At 65.8% G+C, this 22,168-nt stretch carries 19 protein-coding genes; 13 read left to right on the top strand and 6 right to left on the bottom strand.

The annotated features are described in order from the left end of the window. Positions 1–29 precede the first annotated feature (29 nt). From MU856_RS13470 to MU856_RS13460, 3 genes are read left to right on the top strand one after another with little or no spacing between them, the layout of a single operon-like run. Positions 30–1,385 (top strand): formimidoylglutamate deiminase, encoded by a 1,356-nt coding sequence (locus MU856_RS13470; RefSeq protein WP_186402941.1) that lies wholly within the window; start codon positions 30–32, stop codon positions 1,383–1,385. Further along, the gene (hutC, locus tag MU856_RS13465; RefSeq protein ID WP_217372685.1) at positions 1,382–2,086 is read left to right on the top strand and encodes a histidine utilization repressor; all 705 of its coding nucleotides are present in this window, start codon (positions 1,382–1,384) and stop codon (positions 2,084–2,086) included. Before MU856_RS13470 ends, hutC begins: the two co-directional genes overlap by 4 nt. 12 nt (positions 2,087–2,098) lie before the next feature. Continuing rightward, positions 2,099–3,187: an alpha/beta fold hydrolase gene (locus tag MU856_RS13460; RefSeq protein ID WP_263587744.1), complete on the top strand. Its 1,089-nt coding sequence runs from the start codon at positions 2,099–2,101 to the stop codon at positions 3,185–3,187. A gap of 1 nt (position 3,188) precedes the next feature. On the opposite strand, the gene MU856_RS13455 is transcribed toward MU856_RS13460, so the two are convergent. The 3 genes from MU856_RS13455 to MU856_RS13445 form a co-directional block, all read right to left on the bottom strand. Then, a complete protein-coding gene (locus MU856_RS13455; protein ID WP_186402944.1) occupies positions 3,189–4,097 on the bottom strand; it encodes an EamA family transporter in 909 nt (302 codons plus the stop codon). Between the two features lie 12 nt (positions 4,098–4,109). Beyond that, entirely contained in the window at positions 4,110–5,810 is a 1,701-nt protein-coding gene (locus MU856_RS13450) for a sulfatase-like hydrolase/transferase (protein WP_263587743.1), read from the bottom strand. A gap of 76 nt (positions 5,811–5,886) precedes the next feature. After that, positions 5,887–8,163, bottom strand: a complete 2,277-nt coding sequence (locus MU856_RS13445) for a TonB-dependent receptor (RefSeq protein WP_217372684.1) — start codon at positions 8,161–8,163, stop codon at positions 5,887–5,889. A 407-nt stretch (positions 8,164–8,570) separates the two neighbouring features. Between MU856_RS13445 and leuC the strand changes: the two genes are divergently transcribed. Then, on the top strand, positions 8,571–9,998 hold the full coding sequence (gene leuC / locus MU856_RS13440) for a 3-isopropylmalate dehydratase large subunit (RefSeq protein WP_263587742.1): 1,428 nt from the start codon (positions 8,571–8,573) through the stop codon (positions 9,996–9,998). On the opposite strand, the gene leuD is transcribed toward leuC, so the two are convergent. Beyond that, positions 9,995–10,573 carry a 3-isopropylmalate dehydratase small subunit gene (gene leuD, locus MU856_RS13435; protein ID WP_186402948.1) on the bottom strand — a complete coding sequence of 193 codons (579 nt, stop codon included), beginning with the start codon at positions 10,571–10,573 and terminating at the stop codon, positions 9,995–9,997. The genes leuC and leuD overlap by 4 nt on opposite strands. Positions 10,574–10,704: 131 nt before the next feature. Here leuD and MU856_RS13430 point away from each other — a divergent pair, with 131 nt between their 5' ends. Together MU856_RS13430 and MU856_RS13425 are read left to right on the top strand one after the other, a co-directional pair. Beyond that, positions 10,705–11,211: a MarR family winged helix-turn-helix transcriptional regulator gene (locus MU856_RS13430; protein ID WP_003049460.1), complete on the top strand. Its 507-nt coding sequence runs from the start codon at positions 10,705–10,707 to the stop codon at positions 11,209–11,211. A 74-nt stretch (positions 11,212–11,285) separates the two neighbouring features. Next, positions 11,286–11,861 (top strand): NADPH-dependent FMN reductase, encoded by a 576-nt coding sequence (locus MU856_RS13425; protein WP_263587741.1) that lies wholly within the window; start codon positions 11,286–11,288, stop codon positions 11,859–11,861. 2 nt (positions 11,862–11,863) lie between these two features. On the opposite strand, the gene MU856_RS13420 is transcribed toward MU856_RS13425, so the two are convergent. Continuing rightward, a complete protein-coding gene (locus MU856_RS13420) occupies positions 11,864–12,301 on the bottom strand; it encodes a MarR family winged helix-turn-helix transcriptional regulator (protein ID WP_186402950.1) in 438 nt (145 codons plus the stop codon). A gap of 127 nt (positions 12,302–12,428) precedes the next feature. Here MU856_RS13420 and MU856_RS13415 point away from each other — a divergent pair, with 127 nt between their 5' ends. The 6 genes from MU856_RS13415 to MU856_RS13390 all read left to right on the top strand — a co-directional run bounded on the left by MU856_RS13415 (position 12,429) and on the right by MU856_RS13390 (position 19,335). Next, positions 12,429–14,087, top strand: a complete 1,659-nt coding sequence (locus MU856_RS13415; protein ID WP_234178514.1) for a long-chain-fatty-acid--CoA ligase — start codon at positions 12,429–12,431, stop codon at positions 14,085–14,087. A 123-nt stretch (positions 14,088–14,210) separates the two neighbouring features. Then, a complete protein-coding gene (locus tag MU856_RS13410; protein ID WP_062901848.1) occupies positions 14,211–15,338 on the top strand; it encodes an alpha/beta hydrolase in 1,128 nt (375 codons plus the stop codon). Then, positions 15,339–16,319, top strand: a complete 981-nt coding sequence (locus tag MU856_RS13405; RefSeq protein ID WP_263587740.1) for a phosphotransferase family protein — start codon at positions 15,339–15,341, stop codon at positions 16,317–16,319. After that, positions 16,316–17,614, top strand: a complete 1,299-nt coding sequence (gene eno / locus MU856_RS13400; protein WP_062901850.1) for a phosphopyruvate hydratase — start codon at positions 16,316–16,318, stop codon at positions 17,612–17,614. The genes MU856_RS13405 and eno overlap by 4 nt, the downstream gene beginning before the upstream one ends. Beyond that, positions 17,611–18,531 carry an NAD(P)-dependent oxidoreductase gene (locus tag MU856_RS13395; RefSeq protein ID WP_062901851.1) on the top strand — a complete coding sequence of 307 codons (921 nt, stop codon included), beginning with the start codon at positions 17,611–17,613 and terminating at the stop codon, positions 18,529–18,531. The genes eno and MU856_RS13395 overlap by 4 nt, the downstream gene beginning before the upstream one ends. A gap of 111 nt (positions 18,532–18,642) precedes the next feature. Beyond that, the gene (locus MU856_RS13390) at positions 18,643–19,335 is read left to right on the top strand and encodes an alpha/beta fold hydrolase (protein WP_263587739.1); all 693 of its coding nucleotides are present in this window, start codon (positions 18,643–18,645) and stop codon (positions 19,333–19,335) included. A 110-nt stretch (positions 19,336–19,445) separates the two neighbouring features. Here MU856_RS13390 and MU856_RS13385 read toward each other — a convergent pair whose 3' ends face one another. Beyond that, positions 19,446–20,603: a 5-methyltetrahydropteroyltriglutamate--homocysteine methyltransferase gene (locus MU856_RS13385; RefSeq protein WP_409574542.1), complete on the bottom strand. Its 1,158-nt coding sequence runs from the start codon at positions 20,601–20,603 to the stop codon at positions 19,446–19,448. Between MU856_RS13385 and MU856_RS13380 the strand changes: the two genes are divergently transcribed. After that, positions 20,584–22,149 carry a long-chain-fatty-acid--CoA ligase gene (locus tag MU856_RS13380; RefSeq protein WP_217372683.1) on the top strand — a complete coding sequence of 522 codons (1,566 nt, stop codon included), beginning with the start codon at positions 20,584–20,586 and terminating at the stop codon, positions 22,147–22,149. The two genes, MU856_RS13385 and MU856_RS13380, sit on opposite strands and share 20 nt — an antisense overlap. Positions 22,150–22,168 lie beyond the last annotated feature (19 nt).

Here is a 22,168-nt window from a genome sequence, read left to right as displayed (position 1 = left end):
GCGGAAGATTGTCCAGACGGGATGAGGCGATGGCGCTTTGGTGCGAACAGGCATGGTTGGCGGAGGGTTGGGCTGAGAATGTCCGGCTGACGATCGCCGATGGCCATGTCGGTGCGATCGAGGTGGCGGCGCCGCCGCAGCCGGGCGACGACCGGCACGCCATTCTGATCCCCGGTCTGCCCAATCTGCACAGCCACGCCTTTCAGCGCGGCATGGCGGGCCTTGCCGAGCGCGCGGGCGAAGGCGACGACAGTTTCTGGACATGGCGCGAGGTCATGTATCGCTTCGTCGATCGCCTCGATCCCGACGGTATGCGCGCGATCGCGGCGCTCGCTTATGCCGAAATGCTGGAGAGCGGTTTTACCCGCGTCGGCGAATTTCATTATCTGCATCACTCGCCTGACGGCCGACCCTACGGCGATGTGGCGGCGATGGCACAGGCGATTGCGGCGGCGGCCGATGAAACGGGGATCGGGCTGACCCTGCTTCCCGTCTTCTATGCCCATTCGGGGTTCGGCGGCGCGGCGCCGACTGCGGCGCAGCGGCGCTTCGTCAACGACCTCGACAGCTATGCCGCATTGATCGAGGCTTCGCGTGCCGCGGTTGCGGGGCTGGGCGATGCCATCATCGGCGTCGCGCCGCACAGCCTGCGCGCGGTGACCGCCGCCGAACTGACCGCGGTTGCCGCGATGGCCGCCGCTGCGCCGCTGCATATCCATATTGCCGAACAGATCGCCGAGGTCGAGGCATGCCGCGCATGGAGCGGCGCGCGGCCGGTCGAATGGCTGATGGCGAACGCCGAGGTCGGCGCCGACTGGTGCCTCGTTCACGCGACGCATGTCACCGAAGCCGAATGGCGCGCGGTCGCGCAGAGCGGGGCGGTCCTCGGGCTGTGCCCGATCACCGAGGCCAATCTTGGCGACGGTTTGTTCCAGGCACGCGAATTTCTGGCAGGCGGTGGCCGCTTCGGGGTCGGCTCGGATTCCAATGTCGAGATCGACGCGGCGGCCGAACTGCGCCTGCTCGAATATGGTCAGCGGCTGGCGCATCGCGGCCGCAATCTGCTCGCGGGCGGTGCGGGGCGTTCGACCGGCGCCGCGCTCCACCAGGCGGCGCAGGCGGGCGGGGCACAGGCGCTCGGCCAGGCGGGGCACGGCATTGCGACCGGCGCGGGGGCCGATCTTGTCAGCCTGACTGCGGCCGACCCCGCGCTCGCCGCGCGGCGCGGCGATGCGATCCTCGATAGCTGGATATTCGGGCGTGGGGCGCGGCTGGTCGACTGCGTCTGGCGCCGCGGCGTCCAATGCGTTGCCGGCGGCCGCCATGTCGCGCGCGCGGCGATCGACGCGCGCTATCGGGCCGCGATGCAGGCGCTGCTCGCATGAAGCAGAGCGGCGCTCTCCATGCGCAGATCCGCCGCGATATCGAAGCGCGGATCATGTCGGGCGAATGGAAGCCCGGCGACCGCATCCCCTATGAACATCAATTGATGGCGACCTATGGCTGTTCGCGGATGACCGTGAACCGGGCGCTGCGCGCCTTGGTCGAGGCGGGGTTGATTGAAAGCCGCAAGCGCGCCGGCACCTTCGTTTCGCATCCGCGCATTCACCGCGCCGCGCTCGAAATCCCCGACATCCGCGACGAAGTGGCGCAGCAGGGCGCGGATTATCGGCTCGACCTCGACCGCCGGGAGATCCGCCCCGCGAACGAGGAGGATCGGCGCCTGCTCCAGATCGACGGCGGCTCCGTGCTCGCGATCGAGTGCCGCCACCATGCCGGCGGGCGGCCCTATGCGCTCGAGAGGCGCCTTATCAATCTGGCGGCGGTGCCCGGCGCGGCCGAGGTCGATTTCGCGGTCGAGCCGCCGGGATCGTGGCTGCTCGCGCATGTTCCCTGGACCGAGGCCGAGCATCGCATCACCGCGGTCAACGCCGGGGCGAAGGAACTGGTCGCGCTCGGCATCGCGGCGGGCGCGGCCTGCATGGCGCTCGAACGCTGGACGTGGCGCGGCGCCGAGCGCATCACCTATGCGCGGCAGGTCTATCCGGGCGACCGCTACGCGCTCGTCGCGCATTTTCGGCCCTGAAGAGGAATGGTCATGGATTTTTCGCGTCTCGAAACCAGCAGCAAGATCGGCGACGGCTGGCGTTATCCGGCGGCGGAGCCGCGGCGCAGCGGCTGGCTGGACGTCGATGCCGAGGCGGGGCACCGCATCTATTGGGAGGAATATGGCGCCGCGGGCGGCGAGCCGGTGATGGTTCTTCACGGCGGGCCGGGCGGCGCCTGCTCGCCCGAGATGGCGCGTTTTTTCGATCCGGCGCGATATCGCATCATCCTGTTCGACCAGCGCGGCTGCGGCAAGAGCGAGCCCAATGTCGCCGCCGCTGGCCCCGCCGCGGCGCTGCGCCACAATGATACGCCGCACCTGATCGACGACATCAACCGGCTGCGCGATGCGCTGGACATCGCAGGGCCGATGCATGTGTTCGGGGGCAGCTGGGGCAGCACGCTGGCGATGGCCTATGCCATCGCCTTTCCGCAGCATTGCGCCAGCCTGATCCTGCGCGGCATCTTTCTGGGATCGGCCGAGGATCTTGACTATCTGTATCAGGGCAATGCTGCGACCTGGCACGAGGCGCCCTATGCGCTGACCGCGCCCGGCGCCTATATCAACTATCCTGACGAATGGGCCGAACTGCTCGGCGTGCTGTCGGTCGCCGAACGTCGCGATGTGATGGCGTCGTACAAGGCGATCTTCGACATGGTGCCGCAGACCGACGCCGAACGCGAGCGGCAGCTGCATGCCGCGCTCGTCTGGTCGCTGTGGGAAGGGAAGATTTCCAACCTGATTCCCGAACATGGCGCGACCGGCAAGTTCGGCGACGCCAACTTCGCGCTATGCTTTGCGCAGATCGAGGCGCATTTCTTTGCAAACGACCTGTTTCTGGAGCCCGGTCATCTGATCGGCGGCGCGTCTACGCTCGCGTCCATCCCCGTGCATATCGTCCACGGCCGTTTCGATGAGGTGTGTCCGCTGACGCAGGCGTCGCGGCTGGTCGCGGCGCTGCGCGACGCGGGGCGCGAGCCCGCCACTTACGTCGTCACCAATGCGGGACACAGCGCGATGGAGCGCGAAAATGCGCTCGCGCTGACCGCGATCATGGACGGATTGCCGCCGCTGCGCTGAATTATGTCGACAGCAGCGCGAGGATCACGCCGCCGACAACCAGCAGCAGCCCCAGCGTCTCGTGCCAGCGGACGGGCTCGCGCAGATAGAAATGCGCAAAGGCGATGGTGAACACCACCTCGACTTGCCCGACGACGCGGACCAGTGCCGCGGGGGCGGCGGCGAAGCCGGTGTACCAGCACGCCGATCCGAGCGCCGACAGCAGCCCGACCTGCGCCGAGGAGCGCCACGTCCGGCCGACCGCGGCGAGCGTGTCGCGGTCGCGCGCGATGATCCACGCAAGATGCAGCGCGCTTTGCATCGCCATCACCACGACGAGGGTGACGAGCGCCGATCCCACCGTATCGACGCCCTGCAGCTCGGTAGTGGCGAGCTTTATCGCGACCGCGGCGCAGGCGAACATCGACCCCGCGCCGAGCCCGAACAACGCCGCCGGCTGACCGAGCGAGCCCGCAATTTCGCGCAGCGTCAGCCCGCGTCCCGCAAGCGCGAGGATCAGTACCCCGGCGACCCCTGCAACGATACCCGCCCAGGCAAGCAGCGGCAGATGTTCGCCGAGGAACAATGCGGTGACGAGCGCCGCCTGCACCGCTTCGGTCTTGGAAAAGGCGGTGCCGACGACGAAGCCCCGGTGGCCGAAGGCGGTGATGAGCAGGATCGTCCCCGCCATCTGGGTCACCGCGCCGACCGCCGACAGACCGGCGAAGGCGAGGCCGAGCGGTGGCAGCGCCGCATGGCGCGCGCCGAGCCAGGCGGCCGCAAAGGCGAGCGCGAAGGGGAGGCCGTAGAGATAGCGGACCAGCCCCGCGCCGCTGATGCTCAGTTCGGCGCGCAGCCGCTGCTGCAGCGCAGTGCGCCACGCCTGAAAGAGCCCGCCGAACAGCGAGGCGGGAAGCCAGATGGGGTTCATGCGGCGGCGGCGTCAGGCAGGCTGATTATACATCTCCGTCGGTCCCGGATATTCGCGGCCGTCATCTTCGCCCACCTCGCGCGCGACCAGCGCGTTGACCATCTTGTTGAGCCGCAGCACATTCGCCTTCTGCTTGGGATCGTACGCCAGATTGACGATCTCGCCCGGGTCGGCGTGGGTGTCGTATAGCTCGAGATCGTTCATCGCGGCCAGCGTCTTCCAGTCGGTCGGCGTGTGATGATGCGCCGGCGCGAAATAGCGCGCGAATTTGTAGCGGCCATCGTGAACGCCGCGGTGCAGGCGGCGCTTCGACAGGTCATATTGCTTGCTGTAATCGGGCTCGCCGCTCGGCAGATTGGCGGCGCGGTCCTTGGTCGGCTCCCAATAATGGACGACCGCATAGTTGAAGAGGTGGCCCGTCCTGTCGCGCTGCGTTGGCAGCGTCGGCGATCCGAGCAGCGCCGACACGTCGACGCCGGGCAGGCCGGGGAAACGGTTCTGCTGTTGGTCGGCGGACAAGCCGGCGAGCGTCATCAGCGTCGGAGCGATGTCGATCGCGCCCATCAGCCCCTTGGTCGACCGCCCACCGGGGAAATCGGGGTGGGCGATGATCATCGGGATATTGGTTTCTTCGCGGTACATGGTCGCGCCCTTCTGGCGCATCCCGTGCGCGGCGGCGCGCTCGCCATGGTCGCTGGTGTAGATGATGATCGTATTGTCGATCTGGCCGCTTTCCTTGAGCGCCCAGAGCAACTGGCCGAGCCGACGATCGACGTCGCGCAGGCAGTTATAGTAATAATTGTTGAAGCGGTGCCACGAGGCGAGATCGTCGTGCGCCATCTTGCCGTAGAAGACGTCGTTCAGCCGTACGATCGCGCGATGCGCCTCGGGCTTCGTCGACAGATCGTCCTTGCTGAAGCTTTCGGGCAGGTCGAACTTGTTGTCGACCTCGTAGATCGGATCGCCGGGTTCGCGGCGCAGCGGCCCCAATATGTTCGGATCGGGGCGGCTTTCGGCCTGCTTGCCCGTCGCGTCATAGAACATGATGTCGTGCGGATTGACCAGACCGACGACCTGGAACCACGGCTTGCCGCCAGCCTTGTCGTTGCGCGCATAGTCGAAGATCGCGCGCGCCGCGTCGCCCGCGACATACATGTCGGCCTTGTAGCCATCCCATGTCAGCCCGACTTCCTCGCCGTCGAAGCCGTAATCGTGGAAGCCGTATTTCTCCATGGCATTTTCGGTCGTCGGATAGATGCCGCCCGGAATCCGCGTCCAGTTGCGTTCGTAATTGATCCGGCTGAGATGCCATTTGCCCTTGTAGCTGGTGTAATAGCCCGCCGCCTGCATCATGTGGCCGAGCGTCGGCATGGTTTCCGCCGCCACCGGATAGGGGGCGTTGTCGCTGTTGAGGAACAGGCCCGTCTGCTGCGTATGGTGCGCCTGAAAGATCGTCGAGCGCGACGGGGTGCAGGGGGTCGTGTGCACATGATAATTTTCGACGAGCATCCCGCGTTCCATCAGTTCGCGGTGCGCGGGGAGCTTTTCGAGCAGGCCCTCGGGATAGCTGGCGACGCTCTGTTCCTGATCGGTGACGATCATCAGGACGTTGAGCTTCTTGCCGTTCTTCGCATAGGTCGGCATCGAGAGACCCGCGGCGGCGAGCGCCCCCATTCCCCCGACGAACGTGCGGCGGTTCAAATCCCAAGCCATCTCAATCTCCCTTGGCCAGCAGTCCCGAAATGCGATCCGCGGCGCTTCGGCAAGGAAGCGCCGCGGACGGATTGCGTCAGAATTTGAACGACAGGTCCACCCCGAATTCGCGCGGCGGCTGATAGAATTGCGAGATCGGGGTCGCGCCGGCGTTGGTGGCGCCCGAAATCACCTCCTGATCGGTCAGGTTGGTGCCGTAGAGCGTCACCTTCCATTTGTCGTCCTGTCCCGCGACCGCGATGCTGGCGTTGAGCAGCACCACCTCGTCCCGGTAATAGCCGGGAAGGTTGCTGCGGCCCCAGGTGTTGAAGCGCGACGAATAGCGCGCGTCGCTGTGCAGCTTGATCGCGCCGAACGACATCGGAATGGCATAATCGACCGACAGGCTGCCGCTCCATTTGGGTGCATTGGCGAGGTCGAGGCCGCTCGAATCGGTCGGGACGGCGAAGGTTCCGTTCGGCACCCCGTTGATCAGGATCGGGACCGCCGGCCCGCACTGGCCGGGTTCGGGTGCGCCGTTGGTGAAGACCCCGTTTGTGTCCGCGCAGAAATCGGTATAGCGCGCATGCAGATAGGCAAGGTTCGCGCCGATGGTGAAATTGGCGGCGGGGCGCAGCAGCGTTTCGACTTCGAAGCCCGATATTTTGGCGGCAGCGATGTTGGTCGTGATATTCTCCGCCCGTACCGCTCCCATCTTCGTCACCGAGCTTTGCAGATCGCGATACTTGTTGATGAAGCCCGACACGTTGAAGCGCAGCAACCGGTCGAACAAGTCGGTCTTGGCGCCGATTTCGAACGCGTTGACGCGTTCGGGGTTATAGGGACCGATATTCTCGGGGATCGTCCCGCGCGAGTTGAATCCGCCCGATTTATACCCTTGCGAATAGTTGGCGTAGACCATGGCGGCGGGCGAGAAGCGATATTCGGCGGTCAGGCGCGGCGTGAATTCGGCCCATGACGCCTTCAGGCTGCTCGTGAAGGACGAGGCCTGGTTGCCGTTGACGAACACCTGCGAGGCGATGTCATATTTCTTGCGGTCGTGGCTGTAGCGCCCGCCGAGCGACAGCGTCAGCCCCTCGACCGGATGGGCGTTGACGAGCGCGAACATCGCATAGCTCTGCGTGTCCTGATGAAGCTGCGCGAGCGTCGTCGTGGTCGGGGTGGCGAGCACCGTGTTGAACTGACGCCATTTGTCGGCCTGATAATAGAGGCCGACGACGAAATCGACGGGCTCGCCGGCCGGCGACACGTAGCGCAGCTCTGCGCTTTTGGATTCGCCCGAAAAGTCGCGGGTCACGTCGAGCTGCGGCGCCGGATTGATCAGCCCGTCGAAGTCGCCGCGGGTGATATAGGTGAGGTGACGATAGCCGAGAACCGAACTGATCGTGCCCCAGCCCACGTCGAGGTTCGACGACCAGGATCCGCCATAGCTTTCGGTGTTGGCATAGGGATCGAACAGCACCGCCGCCTTGCGCACGTCGGTCTTCACCGCGTCGGGCAGCAGATCCCAATTGGGATCGCCATTGTCGAGGACGTGCGGCGCCGGACCGGTCGTCTTTTGCTTCAGCCAGTCGACGATCAGCGTCGAATCGAACGGCCCGCCATGATCATAATTGAGCGCGCCGCGCACCGCCTTCACATTGGCGCCGTTAAGACGGTTGCCGGTGATGACGTTGCGGCTGTAGCCGTCATAGTCGCGGAAATTGACCGAGATTTTGGCGGCCAGCGCGCCATCGGCGAAGCGGCCGCTGTTGAGCTTGCCGCGGAACTGCTTGAGCCCGTAGGATCCCAGGCTGACGCGCGCTTCGCCTCCGAAATCGTCGGTCGGGCGCGCGGTGATGACGTTGATCGTGCCGGCAAGGTTGTTCTTGCCGAACAGCACGCCCTGCGGTCCCTTCAGCACCTCGATCCGTTCGACGTCGAACAGGTCGAGCATCGTGCTCGACACGAAGGGAATATAGACGCCGTCGATGATCGTGCTGACCTTGGGGTCGGCGTTGGGATCGGGATCGGCGGTGCTCATGCCGCGGATCGAGATCATCGGCACATTGGCGACGAGGCCCTGCGTCTGCAGCACCACATTGGGCGCGAGGCCGTTGAGGCTGGTGATATTGGTGCTGCCGCTCGCTTCGACCATCTCGGCATTGAAGGCGGAAATCGCGATCGGGACATTCTGCACGCTTTCGCTGCGGCGCTGTGCGGTGACGACGATGTCGCCATAGCTATTGTCTTCGGCGCCGGTGGCGACTTCTTCCGCCGCGGCGGTTTCGCCGGTCTGGGCATGCGCCGCCGTCGGTGTGGTGCCAACCGCGACCATGGCGGTCGAAAGCAGGAACAAGCGCGTCGTCATCATATCCTCCCACATGGTGGCCGCACCGATCCCGATCCCGCGCGCGCCAGCGCGGCGGAAATGCGGGTTCGCATCCGGCCTTGTCAGTCCATGAAACGGGGTGATGCTGTGGCAGATTGCCCATTTTGCCGCCGGCGCCGGGCATCGTCTTGTGCCCGAATATCGTGCCGGTGGAGCGACTCTATCCTCCGTTCCCACCGCATGCTTAGCAGGATTGAAAAATACTTCAACGACTAAGTATTATGATTCTGTGACATGCGGCTGCCACGCAAAACCGCTTGATTTGACGTGCTCGCTCACCATATAAGTTAGAATCCTAAGTAAATGGCGGTAGTGAGGATCTACCCGGCGGGGAGCAAGGACAGGGTGACGTCTTTCGAGAATCCGGGCGCGGTGCGGGCGCCGCATCGATGACCGGCCCGCGCACGCTTTACGACAAGATATGGGACGCCCACGCCGTTGCCGAGGACGATGGTGAAACCCTGCTCTATGTCGATCTGCACCTGCTGCACGAAGTGACGTCGCCGCAGGCCTTCGCCGCGCTCGAGGAGGCGGGGCGGGGGGTCCGCCGGCCCGAGCGGGCGCTCGCGCTGTCGGATCATAATGTCCCGACCGAAGGACAGGCCGCCGGGCCCGCCGGAGTGGCCGATATCGAAGCGCGCGCGCAGCTCGAGGCGCTGGTCAGCAACACGGCGCGGCACGGCATCGAGAATTTCGCCATGGGCGACCCGCGCGGCGGCATCGTCCATGTCGTCGGCCCCGAACAGGGGCGCTCGCAGCCCGGCATGACGATCGTGTGCGGCGACAGCCACACGTCGACGCACGGCGCGTTCGGCGCGCTCGCCTTCGGCATCGGCACCTCTGAAGTCGAACATGTGCTGGCGACGCAGACGATCCGCCAGCGCCGTTCGCGCAACATGCGGATCACCGTCGACGGCGTGCTGCGTCCCCATGTCCAGGCAAAGGATCTGGCGCTGCATCTGCTCGCGGCGATTGGCGTCGACGGGGCGACGGGGCATGTCATCGAATATGCGGGCAGCGCGATCGGGGCGCTGTCGATGGAAGCGCGGATGACGCTGTGCAATCTCAGCATCGAAATGGGCGCGCGCGCCGGATTGATCGCGCCCGACGACACGACCTTCGCCTATCTCGCGGATCGGCCGGCGGTGCCGAAGGGCGATGCCTGGACCGCGGCACTGGCGCGCTGGCGCGCCTTGCCGACCGATGCCGGGGCCGTCTTCGACCGCGAATTGCGCATTGATGCCGACGCGGTCGGGCCGATGGTCAGTTGGGGCACCAATCCGTCGCAGGTGATTGCGATCGACGGCGTCATACCCGATCCGGCTTGCCTGGCCGATCCCGATGCGCGCGCGGTTGCCGAGCGCGCGCTCGCCTATATGGGCCTGACGCCGGGCCGCCCGATCGCCGGGACCCCGATCGATCGCGTTTTCATCGGAAGCTGTACCAACAGCCGCATCGAAGATCTGCGCGTCGTCGCGGCGGTGGTCGAGGGGCGCCGGGTCGCGGATCATGTGCGCGCCATGGTCGTGCCGGGGTCGGGGCTGGTCAAGCGACAGGCCGAGGCGGAAGGGATCGACCGCATCCTGCGCGCAGCGGGCTTCCACTGGCGCGAGCCCGGCTGTTCGATGTGCGTCGGGATGAACGCGGACCGCCTTTTGCCCGGCGAACGCTGCGCCGCGACGTCGAACCGCAATTTCGAGAATCGGCAGGGGCGCGGCGGCCGCACCCACCTGATGAGCCCCGCGCTCGCGGCGGCGAGCGCGATTGCCGGTTGCATCGCCGATCCGGCGATCCTGACCGATGAAGGAACGGGCTAGGCCGCCGTTTCGAAACGGGTGATCGCGGCCTCGTGCCGCAAGGTGCGCGCGATGTCGTCGCGTCCGTCCAGCAGCGTGCGGCGATCGTCGGGGTCGATGGCAAAATCGATGCCTTCACCCGACGCCAGGGTGAGGCGCTGCTCGACCAGGTCGACGGTCATCGGCGCGAATTGCGCGAGCGCGACCTCGTCGCGCAGCCGGTCGCAGATTGCGGCGGGCAGCCGGATCAGCAGCAGGCCGTTTTTGCGCGCATTGTTCGAAAAAATATCGCCGAAGCTCGGCGCGATCACGCAGCGGATACCGAAGTCGCGGAGCGCCCATACCGCATGTTCGCGCGACGAGCCGCAGCCGAAATTGCGGTCGGCGATCAATATCTGCGCGCCGCGGGTTGCGCCGCGGTTCAGGACGAAATCCTCACGCTCCAAGCCATCGGGCGTGTAGCGCAATTCCTGGAACAGATGCCGCCCCAGTCCGGTGCGTGACAGGGCCTTCATGAAGCGCGCCGGAATGACCATGTCGGTATCGACGTTGGCGATCGGCAGCGGCGCCGCCACGGCGGTCAGCCGGTCGAACATCCGATTATCCTTTCCATAACTTAGAAAGCTAAGTATATGGGTTGCCCCTCCCTGTCCAATGATATTGGTATATCGAAGCATATTGCCGGGCAAATCATAGGCCCCTAAGGTTCGGGAAAAGGGGAAGAGAATTGGCGAAGAAGACCCAGACGTTTCGGCATCCGGCCGAATATTACACCAATCCCGAAAACAGCATCGGCTATCTGGCGCGCATCGTCTTCCGCTCCTTTTCGCGGCTGCTCGAGCGCGGAACGCTGACCTATGATGTGTCGGCGGGGCAATGGCGGTTCCTGCGTCAGCTGTGGCGCGAGGACGGCATCACCCAGCGCGAACTGAGCGAGCGTGTCGGCATGCGCGAACCGACGACGGTGGTCGCGCTCAAGGGGCTTGAGAAGGCGGGCTTCATCACGCGCAAGAAGACGTCGGACGACCGGCGCAAGACCTTCATCCATCTGACCCCGCACGCGCGCAAGCTCGAGCTGATCCTCGCGCCGATGAATGCCGAGGTCCATGAAATCGCGACCCGCGGCATGACCGATGAAGAGGTTGAAACGCTGCAGGCGCTCATGCGCCGCGTGATCGAGAATCTGGCCGACGAAACCGCCAAGCTGTCGACGCTGTCCGACATCAAGGCCTGACCCCTTTCGCAACGGGCTTGCGGACGTCCGCGATAATAGGTTAGTATTCTAATCATTATTGCGGGGAGGGTAAATTGCCGAAAATTGCCGTTGTCGTCGGAAGCACGCGCGAAGGATCGTTCAACCGGGCGCTGGGCAGGCTCGCCATTCGCGCGCTCGAGGCGCAAGGGGCTGAGGTCACCGACGTGGATCTCGCCGGCTACGACCTGCCGCTCTATTCGGCCGCGATCGAATCCGGCGCCTTTCCCGCCGATGCCGAGCGGTTGAAGCGTGTCTTTGCGGCGCAGGACGGGCTGTTATTTGTCTCGCCCGAATATAATGGCTCGGTGCCGCCGCTGCTCAAAAATGCGATCGACTGGGCGTCGCGGCCGACGGGCGACGAGCGGCTTGTCGCGCTCGTCGCCTATCGCGGCAAGGCGGCGGCGATCATGTCGGCCTCGGTCAGCCCGTTCGGCGGGTTGCGCGGCCTGATCCATCTGCGCCAGATCCTGTCGACGGTGCAGACGCTCGTGATTCCTGAACAGGTGCTGATCCCCAACGCGCATGCCGCTTTCGACGAGAGCGGCGCGTTGAAGGACGCGCTGCCCGCATCGCTGGTCGACATGACGGCGATGCGGCTCGCCAAGGTGGCGGCCGCGCTCGCCTCCTGACCCTAGGCCGGGCGGCGTTCCTTGTTGTCGCCCCAGTCGGCCTCGAGCGTCGCGAGCAAGGCGTCGAAGCGGTCGTGGCCAAGCCGATCGGCCAGCTGGTCGGCGAGCTGATCCATCGCGCGCTGCGCGTCCTGACGCATCCGGGCGCCCGTTTCGGTGAGCGAGACGATCATGTGCCGCCGGTCTTCGGGATCGGGCGCCAGTTCGACCATGCCCAGCTTGACCATCTGGTTGATCGTGCTGTGAATCGCCTGCCGCGAGACGCCCAGATTGCGCGCGATGTCCGACGGGCGCACGATACCGCTGACGATATTCGTCATCACCATCGATTGCGGGCGGCTGATGTCAGGCCAGCCGCGATCGTGCAGCCGTGCCTGCAGCCCTTCGTCGAGCCAGCAGAAGCGTTGGAAAAGAGCGATGATAAGCTGGTTGGTGCGCATGGAGTGACGCGATATTCCCCGTTTTCGGCGGCACGCCGATGGTGCGCACGCTAGAAGAAGCGCGGGGGCTAGGCAAGGCGCGGCTGAGCGTGTAGAGACAAAATGCTTAGTATACTATGTTTTTGGAATGAGCGAGGAAGAGGCGCCGCCGATGGACGGATTGATGCAGAATGTCCCGCTGACGGTCGACCGGATTTTCGACCATGCGGCGGCCTGGCACGGCGCGCGCGAAGTCGTGTCGCGCGACGCCGAAGGGCGCGTCACCCGATCGACCTATGCCGCAATCCACGCCGATGCGAAGCGGGTATCGAACGCGCTGGTGGCCGCCGGGATCAAGCCGGGCGACCGCGTTGCGACGATGGGGTGGAATGGCGCGCGGCACCTGGCCGCCTGGTATGGCGCGGCGGGGATGGGGGCGGTGCTTCACACGCTCAATCCGCGGCTGTTCATGGAGCAGATCGCCTATATCGCCAATCATGCCGCCGACCGGTTGCTGATCGCCGATCCGGCGGTGGCCGATCTGGTCGGCGAATTGCTGGCACAGGTGCCGTCGATCGAGCAGGTGATCTTTTTCTGCGATCGCGCTGCGCTGCCGCAAACACCCTATCCCGCGCTGGCGTTCGACGACTGGATCGCGGGCTATCCCGCCGAACATGACGGGGGCGGGTTCGACGAAAACAGCGCCTGCGGCCTGTGCTACACCAGCGGGACGACGGGCAATCCCAAGGGCGTGCTCTATTCGCACCGCTCCAACTATATCCACATGCTGATGACGCTGCAGCGCGATGCGCTGGCGTTGTCGGCGCGCGACACGGTGCTGCTCGTCGTGCCGATGTATCATGCCAATGCGTGGGGCGTCGTCTATTCGGCGCCCGCGGTCGGCGCGAAGCTGGTGCTGCCCGGACAGCGGATGGACGGCGAATCCATCTATAATCTGATCGAGGAGGAGGGCGTGACCTATTCGGCCGCGGTGCCGACGGTGTGGCAGATGCTGCTCCAATATTTGCAGGAAAATGGCAAGCGCTTCACGACGCTGGAACGCGTCACGATCGGCGGGTCGGCGTGCCCCGAATCGCTGATCCGCACCTTCCGCGACGATTATGGCGTCGATGTCATCCAGGGGTGGGGGATGACCGAAACGTCCCCGCTCGGCACGGTGTCGGTCCCTAATGCCTCGGTCGCGGCGAAGGGGGACGACGCGCAGATGGCGTATAAGCTCAAGCAGGGGCGGTTGCTGTGCGGGCTGGAGATGAAGCTGGTCGATGATGCCGGCCACCGCCTGCCGCACGATGGCAAGACGCCGGGGCGGCTGATGATCAAGGGGCCGACGATCGCGCGCGGCTATTTCGGCGGGGAAGGCGGCGATGTGCTCGACGATGAGGGCTTTTTCGATACCGGCGATGTCAGCACGATCGACGGCGAAGGCTATATGCAGATTACCGACCGCGCCAAGGATGTCGTCAAATCGGGCGGCGAGTGGATCAGTTCGATCGAGATAGAGAATATCGCGACCGGCCATCCCGCGGTCGCCATCGCCGCGGTCGTCGGCATCGCGCATCCCAAATGGGACGAACGGCCGATCCTGCTATGCGAGCTCAAGCCGGGCGTGCACGCGGGGGCCGACGAAATCCGCGCCTATCTGGACGGCAAGATCGCCAGATGGTGGATGCCCGACGACATAGTGTTCGTCGACGCCATCCCGCTCGGCCCCACGGGCAAGATCGACAAGAAGGCGATCCGCGCCGGGCTGGAGGGGTATGAACTGCCCTTCGAGGTGAGCCGTTAATATGTTTCCCACGCTCGTCATCCCGGACTTGATCCGGGATCCATTCTCTCGACGCTGGTTAAATGGATCCCTGATCAAGTCCGGGATGACGATTATGAGATATAACAGGCAGGAGAGAGACTGATGGACCCGAACGGGATTGCAGGACTGGACGCACAATTCATCGGCCGCACGTCGCCGACCGCGCCGCGGATTCAGGCGGGCGGCCATCCCTGTCAGGGCATATATTGGACCGAGGCGGGCAAGCGGCCCAAGGTCGCGATCATCGCCACCCATTATAATGTCGATTTTTCCGAACATTATATCGCGCCCTATTTTGCCCGCGCCGGTTTTGGCTTTCTCGGCTGGAATACGCGCTATCGCGGGTTCGAGGACCAATTCCTGCTCGAACATGCCATCCTCGACATCGGGGTCGGAATGAAGTGGCTGAAAGAAGAGGCCGGGGTCGAACAGATCGTGATCCTCGGCAATTCGGGCGGCGGCTCGCTGATGGGCGCCTATCAGGCCGAAGCGATCGCGCCGACCTTGACCGACCGGCTGCCGTCAATCGGTCAGGATGCGCTGGCGCAGCTCATCAAGGGCAATCTCTATATCAGCTTCAACGCCCACCAGGGACGTCCCGAAGTGCTGACCGACTGGATGGACGCGTCGGTGATCGACGAAAATGATCCGACGCTGACCGATCCCGAGCTCGACCCGTTCAATCCCGACAATGGCCCGCCCTATTCGGACGCTTTCATCGAAAAATATCGCGCCGGCCAGCGCGCGCGCAACCAGCGCATCACCGATTGGGCAAAGGCCGAACTCGCGCGGCTCAATGCGGCCGGAATCCCCGACCGTATCTTTCCGATGTTCCGCTGCTGGGGCGACATCCGCTGCGTCGATCCGGCGATCGACCCGTCGGACCGCAAGCCCAACTGGTGCTATCGCGGCGACCCGGCAATCGCCAACCGCACCCCCAGCATCGGCCGCGCCAATACGATCAAGACCTGGCTCAACATGTGGAGCCTCGAAACATCGCCGTGCCAGGGGCAGCCGCACCTCGCCAAGCACGACACCCCCGCGCTGGTGGTGCAGGGGCTCGCCGACACCGGCGTCTTCCCCAGCGATGCGCGCAAGATCTTCGACTTCCTCGGCACCGCGGACAAAAGGCTCGAACTGATCCCCGGCGCGCATTATTTCGAGGATTCGATCGAAGAACGGCAAAATGCCGCCGATCTGGTCAGCAGCTGGATCCGGGAGAAGCTGTAAGTGGACACGGCGACCGCCGACATCATTGCGGGATTGCGCGCGGCCGGGCTGGCGGGCGAGGGCGAGGTCGTCCTCGAGCCATTGACCGGCGGCGTGTCCTGCGACGTGTGGCGGGTCGACGGCCCGGCGGGGCCGATCGTGGTCAAGCGGCCGCTCGAGCAATTGCGTGTCGCCGCCGATTGGCACGCACCGGTCGAACGCGGCGCGAGCGAGGTGCGCTGGCTGCGCCGGGCGCGCGGCGTCGATCCGCATCTAGTGCCCGAGGTGCTGGCCGAATTGCCCGGCCACGGCTTCGCGATGCGCTTCCTGCCGGATTGTCCGGTGTGGAAGGATGAATTGATCGCGGGCCGTATCGATCCGGGGTTCGCGGCGGCTGTCGGTCGCGGCATCGTGGCGGTCCACGCCGCGACCGCGAACAGCGCCGCCGACCGCGACGCCTTTCCGACCGATGCGATGTTCCGCGCGCTGCGCGTCGATCCCTTTCTGCTGTTCGTTGCGCAAAAGGATGCGGAGTGCGCGCCGGCGCTCTACGCGCTCGCCGACGACCTCTCGTCGCGCAAGGTGGCGCTCGTTCACGGCGACGTCAGCCCCAAGAATATTCTCGTCGGTGCAGACGGGCCGGTGTTCCTTGACGCCGAATGTGCAGTCTATGGCGACCCGGCCTTCGACCTTGCCTTTTGCACCACGCATCTGCTGCTGAAGGCGGTGTGGCTGGGGAACGAACGGCTCGGCGAGGCCGCGGCGGCGCTGGTCGAGACCTATCGCGCCGGCATCGATTGGGAAGACGCCGACGCGCTGGCGCTGCGCGCCGGCAAACTGACCGCCGCGTTGCTGCTCGCGCGGGTCGAGGGCAAATCGCCCGCGCCCTATCTGACCGACCGCCATCACAAACAAATCGTGCGCGATCAGGCGCGTGCGTTGCTGCTCGCGCCGACGCCCATCGATGCGCTCGTCGCAAACTGGAAAAGGACCAAGGAATGACGTCGCCTATCGCTTCGGTTGCCGGCCGCCAGCTTTGGGATTCGCGTGGCCGCCCCACGGTCGAGGCGGAAGTTATCCTCGAATCGGGCGCGGTTGGCCGCGCCATTGCGCCCGCCGGTGCCTCGCGCGGCGCGCATGAGGCGATCGACCTGCGCGACGGCGGCCCGGCCTTCGGCGGCTATGGCGTCAATGGCGCGGTCGCCGGGATCGGGGCCGAGATCGCGCCCGCGCTGATCGGCATGGATGCGGGCGACCAGGCGGCGGTCGACAAGGCGCTGTGCGATCTCGACGGCACCCCGAACAAGGCGCGGCTGGGGGCGAACGCCGTCGTTGCGGTGTCGATGGCGGTGCTGCACGCGGCGGCCGCCGACGCGCGGCTGCCGCTGTGGCGCTACCTCGCCGGGGACCGCAAAGTCCGCATCCCGCTGCCCGAGATCCAGATTTTCGGCGGCGGCGCCCACGCCGGGCGGCGCACCGACGTGCAGGATTTCATGATCATGTGCCCCGCGGCGGGCAGCTTTCGTCGCGCACTCGAAATCACCGACGATGTGTATCGCGCCGCGGGCAAGTTGATGGAAGCCAAGGGGCCGCTGTCGGGGGTCGCCGACGAAGGCGGCTGGTGGCCGAATTTCGCCTCGAACGAGGATGCGCTGGGCACGCTGACCAAGGCGATCGAGGCCAGCGGGCACCGCGCGGGCGAAGACGTCTTCATCTCGCTCGACATTGCGGCGAACGAACTCGGCGATGCCTCGGGCTACAGCCTCGCGCTCGACGAGGGGCGATTGACGAGCGAGGACATGGCGGCGCGCATCGTCGAATGGGCGGGACGCTATCCGATCCTGTCGATCGAAGACCCGGCGGGGCAGGATGACTGGACCGCGATGGCGGCGGTCACCGCAGCTATCGGCGACCGGGTGCAAATCATCGGCGACGATGTGCTCGTCACCAATGCGGCGCGCGTCGAGCGCGCGGGCGATGCAGCGGTGTGCAATGCGGCGCTAATCAAGGTGAACCAGATCGGCACCGTCACCGAAGCGAAGGCCGCGCTCGATGCCGCGGTCGCGCGCGGCTGGGGCGCGATCGTCTCGGCACGCTCGGGCGAGAGCGAGGATGTCACGATCGCGCATCTGGCCACCGGCTGGGACGCGGGGCAATTGAAGGTCGGCAGCTTTACCCGCTCCGAACGGATGGCGAAGTGGAACGAGATGCTGCGGATCGAGGAAGCGATGGGCGCCGATGCCGAATTTGCCGGCTTCTCGGCCTTTGCGGGGTCGATCGGGCGGGTCGCGGCATGATCGTTCTCCACGCCCGCCCAAGCCCCGGCTTTCGCGCGGCGGTCGATGCCATCTTCGGCGCGGGCGTCGTGACGCATGTCGACGAAGCCGCACCGCTCGACGCGGTGGCTGGCGAGATCACCGCGCTGCTCCATGTGCTGACCCCCGTAACGGCCGACTTCATCGCTTCGGCGCCCAGGCTCAAGCTGATCCAGAAGCTCGGCGTGGGCGTGAACACGATCGCGCTCGACGCGGCGCGCGAGCATGGTGTCGCGGTGTGCAACATGCCGGGCACCAACAGCCAGGCGGTCGCCGAAATGGCGCTGTCGCTGATGATGGCCGTGCTGCGCCGCACCTGCTTCTTCGACGCGCGGACCCGCGCCGGTGAAGGCTGGACCGCCGATCCGTCCGAACTCGATTCGGTGGGCGAGGTCGGCGGGCGCACCGTGGGGCTCGTCGGGTTCGGCAATTCGGCGCAACTGCTCGCGCCGGTGCTCGCCGCGCTGGGGGCGCGGGTGGTCTATACGGCGCGGCGCGAGCGCGACGGGCCTTATGAATTTCTGCCGCTTGGCCAGTTGCTCGCGGAGAGCGATATCGTCTCGCTGCACATGCCGCTGACCGAAGAGACGCGCGCCAGCATCGACCCGTTCGCGATGAAGCAGGGCGCGATACTGGTGAACACCGCGCGCGGCGAACTGGTCGACGAGGATCGGCTGGTCGCGGCGCTGACCGCGGACCATCTGCGCGGCGCGGGGCTCGACGTGTTTGCGGAGGAGCCGTTGCCGCGCGGGAATCCGCTGCTCGGCCTGCCCAATGCGGTGCTCGCGCCGCATGTCGCATGGCTTACGCCCGAGACGCTCGTGCGCAGCCTGACGGTGGCGCATGAGAATTGCCGTCGGCTGGGGGCGGGCGAAGCGCTGCTGCATCAGGTGGTATGAAACATTTCGTCATTGCGAGCGGAGCGAAGCAATCCAGTGCGGTTTACGCCTGCTCTGGATTGCCGCGTCGCCTTCGGTTCCTCGGAATGACGACGCTTTAGGATTGACCCCATGACGCTTCCGATCGTCCTCATCACCGGCCAGCTTTTGACCGAAGCCGTGTGGCAACCGCTCCTTGACGCCTGGACCGACCGCGAGGTCATCGTCGCCGATAACCGCAGCGACGATACGATCGCGGGCTTCGCGCAGCGGCTGCTCGACAATGCGCCGCCGAAATTCGCGCTGGTCGCACACGCCATGGGCGGCTTCATCGCCTTCGAGGTGATGCGCCGGGCGCCCGGGCGGGTTGCGAAGCTGGCGCTGATCTCGACGCTCGCCTCCGCCGATGGTCCAGCGCAGACGGCGCGGCGGCAGGGCTATATCGACCTCGTGACAAGCGGCCGGTTCGATCAGGTCGTCGAGGAGCGCATCCCGATCCTGTTTCCGGAAGAAAAGCGCGGCGACGCGCGCCTGCTCGGCATCGCGCGGCAGATGGCGGCGGATACCGGCGCCGACACTTTCCTCGCGCAGCAGCGCGCGATCATGGCGCGCATCGACAGCCGCCCGCGCCTGGGCGAGATTGCGGTGCCGACCCTGCTGATCTGGGGCGACAAGGACGGCATCACCAGCCGCGCGCAGCATGACGAGATATTGGACGCGATTCCGGGCGCGCGGCTGGAGGTGATCGGGGGGGCAGGGCATCTGCCGATGGTCGAGGCACCGGAGTTGGTGGTGCCGTTGTTGGCGGATTTCATCGACGCATAACGGTCGTCATTGCGAGCGAAGCGAAGCAATCTCCAGCCATCGGTCTCGCACAAGGCCGGTAGCTGGAGATTGCTTCGTCGCTCCGCTCCTCGCAATGACGATGGGATAGGCTATTTCAACTCCGCCCGTACCAGCGCCGCCCCGTCGACCATCGCCTTTAGCTTGGCCTGGCTATGGTCGCGGCTGTGATATTTCATCCCGCAATCAGGCGCGATCCACAGCCGTTCGGCGTCAACATAGCGCAGCGCCTCGCGGATGCGGCCCGCGACGATTTCGGGCGTTTCCACATCGGGCGTCGACAGGTCGAGCACCCCGTACATGATCGTCTTGGTCGGCAGTTCGGCGAGGATCGCGGGGTCGAGCCCCGGCTGCGCCGCCTCGATCGAAATCACGTCGATCGCCGACGCTTCGAGTTCGGCGAGGAAGTCATAGGCCTTCGGCTTCGGCCCCGTCGCCCCCGCGCTGTGGTGCACCATCGCATAGCCGAAGCAGATATGCAGCGCGGTCGTGCCGCCGACGCCATCGAGCGCGCGGTTGATCGCCTCGATCGCATAGGCGTTCGCCTCGGCGGCGCGCGCCTGCAGATAGGGTTCGTCGAGTTGGACGACATCGACGCCGGTGGCGAACAGATCCTTCACCTCGGCATTGACCGCATCGGCATAATCCATCGCGAGCGATCTGAGGTCGGGATAATAGGCGTTCTCGGCCTGCTGGGTCATGGTGAAGGGGCCGGGCAGGGTCAGCTTGACCGGCTTGGTCGAATGGCGACGGAGAAAGGCGGCGTCCTGCGCCTCGATCGGCGCCACGCGGCGGATCGGGCCCGAGACGAGCGGCACCGGATTGGCGTTGCCGGTGCGGTCGATCGCGGTGCCATGCTGTTCGGTGTCGATCCCCGACAGCGCGGTCGCGAGCCGGTTCGAATAGCTTTCGCGGCGCATCTCGCCGTCGCCGACGATGTCGATGCCCAGCTCTTCCTGATCGCGGATCGCCATCAAGGTCGCGGCTTCCTGCGCATCCGCCAGCCAGGGTTCGGGGATGCGCCACAAAGTCTCGGCACGCACGCGTGGCGGCAGGCTGGCCTTCAATCGTTCGCGGTCGATCAGCCAATCGGGTTGGGGGTAGCTTCCGACGATCGTTGTCGGCAGGATGGGGTGATCGAACAAGGCGGATCCTCTCGCTTTTTTGCTGGCCAAGTATTTGCTTAGTATTCTATCTAATTCAAGATCAAAGTGACGATGGGAGAGCGAAATGATCGATCTGGAGGCCATTCGGACGCTGGCCGATATTCCGGCGGCGCAGGCGCGCGCGCGTGGGCAGGCGGTCGCGGTCAAATATGGAGATCGCGAAACGAGTTTTGCCGCGCTTGATGCGCAGTCGAACCGGGTCGCGAACGCGCTGCTGGCGTCGGGGGTGGGGCCTGGCGACCGGGTGTCGGTGCTGACCAAGAACCACGACGCCTGGTATCCGCTCTTCTTCGGCACCGCGCGTGCGCGCGCCTGCTTGGCGCCGATCAACTGCCGCCTCGCCGCGGGCGAGATCGGTTTCATTTTGGGCGACGCGGCGCCGAAGCTGCTCTTCGTGGGCGAGGATTTCTTCGACACCGCGCTGGCCGCGGTCGCCGGGTTTGCCGAAAAGCCGCGGTTGGTGGCGCTTTATGGCGCGCACCCCGACTTCGAAAGCTTCGACGCCTGGCTCGGCGATGCGGCCGCGACCCCGCCCACCGACGCGCCGCAACTCGCCGACGATGTGTTGCAGCTCTATACGAGCGGCACCACCGGGCGGCCCAAGGGCGTCGTGCTCGCCAACAAGAATTACCGCCGCTTCCTCGAAATGGCGACCGAGGTCGATGGCTTCGCCTATGGCGAGGACGAAACGGTGATGATCGTGATGCCGCTGTTCCACGTCGCCGGCACCAATGTCAGCTTTTCGGGGCTGGCGCAGGGCGGGCGGCTGGTGCTGGTCAAGGATTTCGTCGCGGACGATGCGGTGCGGATGCTGACGGAGGAACGCGTTGCGCACGCCTTCCTCGCGCCCGCGATGATCCAGATGATGCTGCAACAGCCCGCCGCAGCGACAGGCGACTATTCGGCGTTGCGGTCGATCGCTTATGGCGCCTCGCCAATCGCGGAGGATGTGCTGCGCCGCGCGCGCGCGACCTTCGGCTGCGATTTCGTGCAATTCTACGGCATGACCGAAAGCTCGGGCGGCGGCTCCTACCTTTCGCCCGCCGCGCACGACCTGCCCGGCAAACTCACCTCATGCGGTCAGCCCTGGCCGCAGACCGAGATGGCGATCCTTGATGGCGAGGGGCGGCCGCTCGGTGACGGCGAGATCGGCGAGATCGCGATCCGCGGCGACATCGTGATGAAGGAATATTGGAACCGCGCCGAGGCGACCGCCGAAACCGTGATCGGCGGCTGGCTGCACACCGGCGATGTCGGCTATCGTGACGCCGACGGTTTCTACTTCGTCCACGACCGGATCAAGGACATGATCGTGTCGGGCGGCGAGAATGTCTATCCGGCCGAGGTCGAAAGCGCGATCATGGGCTGCCCTGGTGTCGTCGATGTCGCGGTCATCGGCGTGCCCGACGACAAATGGGGCGAGGCGGTCAAGGCGCTGGTCGTCCCCGCGCCCGGCGCCACGGTCGATCCCGCCGATGTCATCGCATGGGCGCGCGAGCGCATCGCTGCCTACAAGGCGCCGAAGAGCGTCGAGACGATCGACGCGCTGCCGCGCAATCCCTCGGGCAAGGTGCTGCGCCGCGAACTTCGCGCGCCCTATTGGGAAGGCCGCGACCGAGCCGTGGGCTAGGGGCGGGGCACTGCCTCAG

Source organism: Sphingopyxis sp. GC21, from assembly GCF_025727575.1.
GTDB classification, from domain to species: Bacteria; Pseudomonadota; Alphaproteobacteria; order Sphingomonadales; family Sphingomonadaceae; genus Sphingopyxis; species Sphingopyxis terrae_A.
Note: the sequence above shows the minus strand (reverse complement) of the source record. Positions and strands in the feature narration are given on the sequence as shown.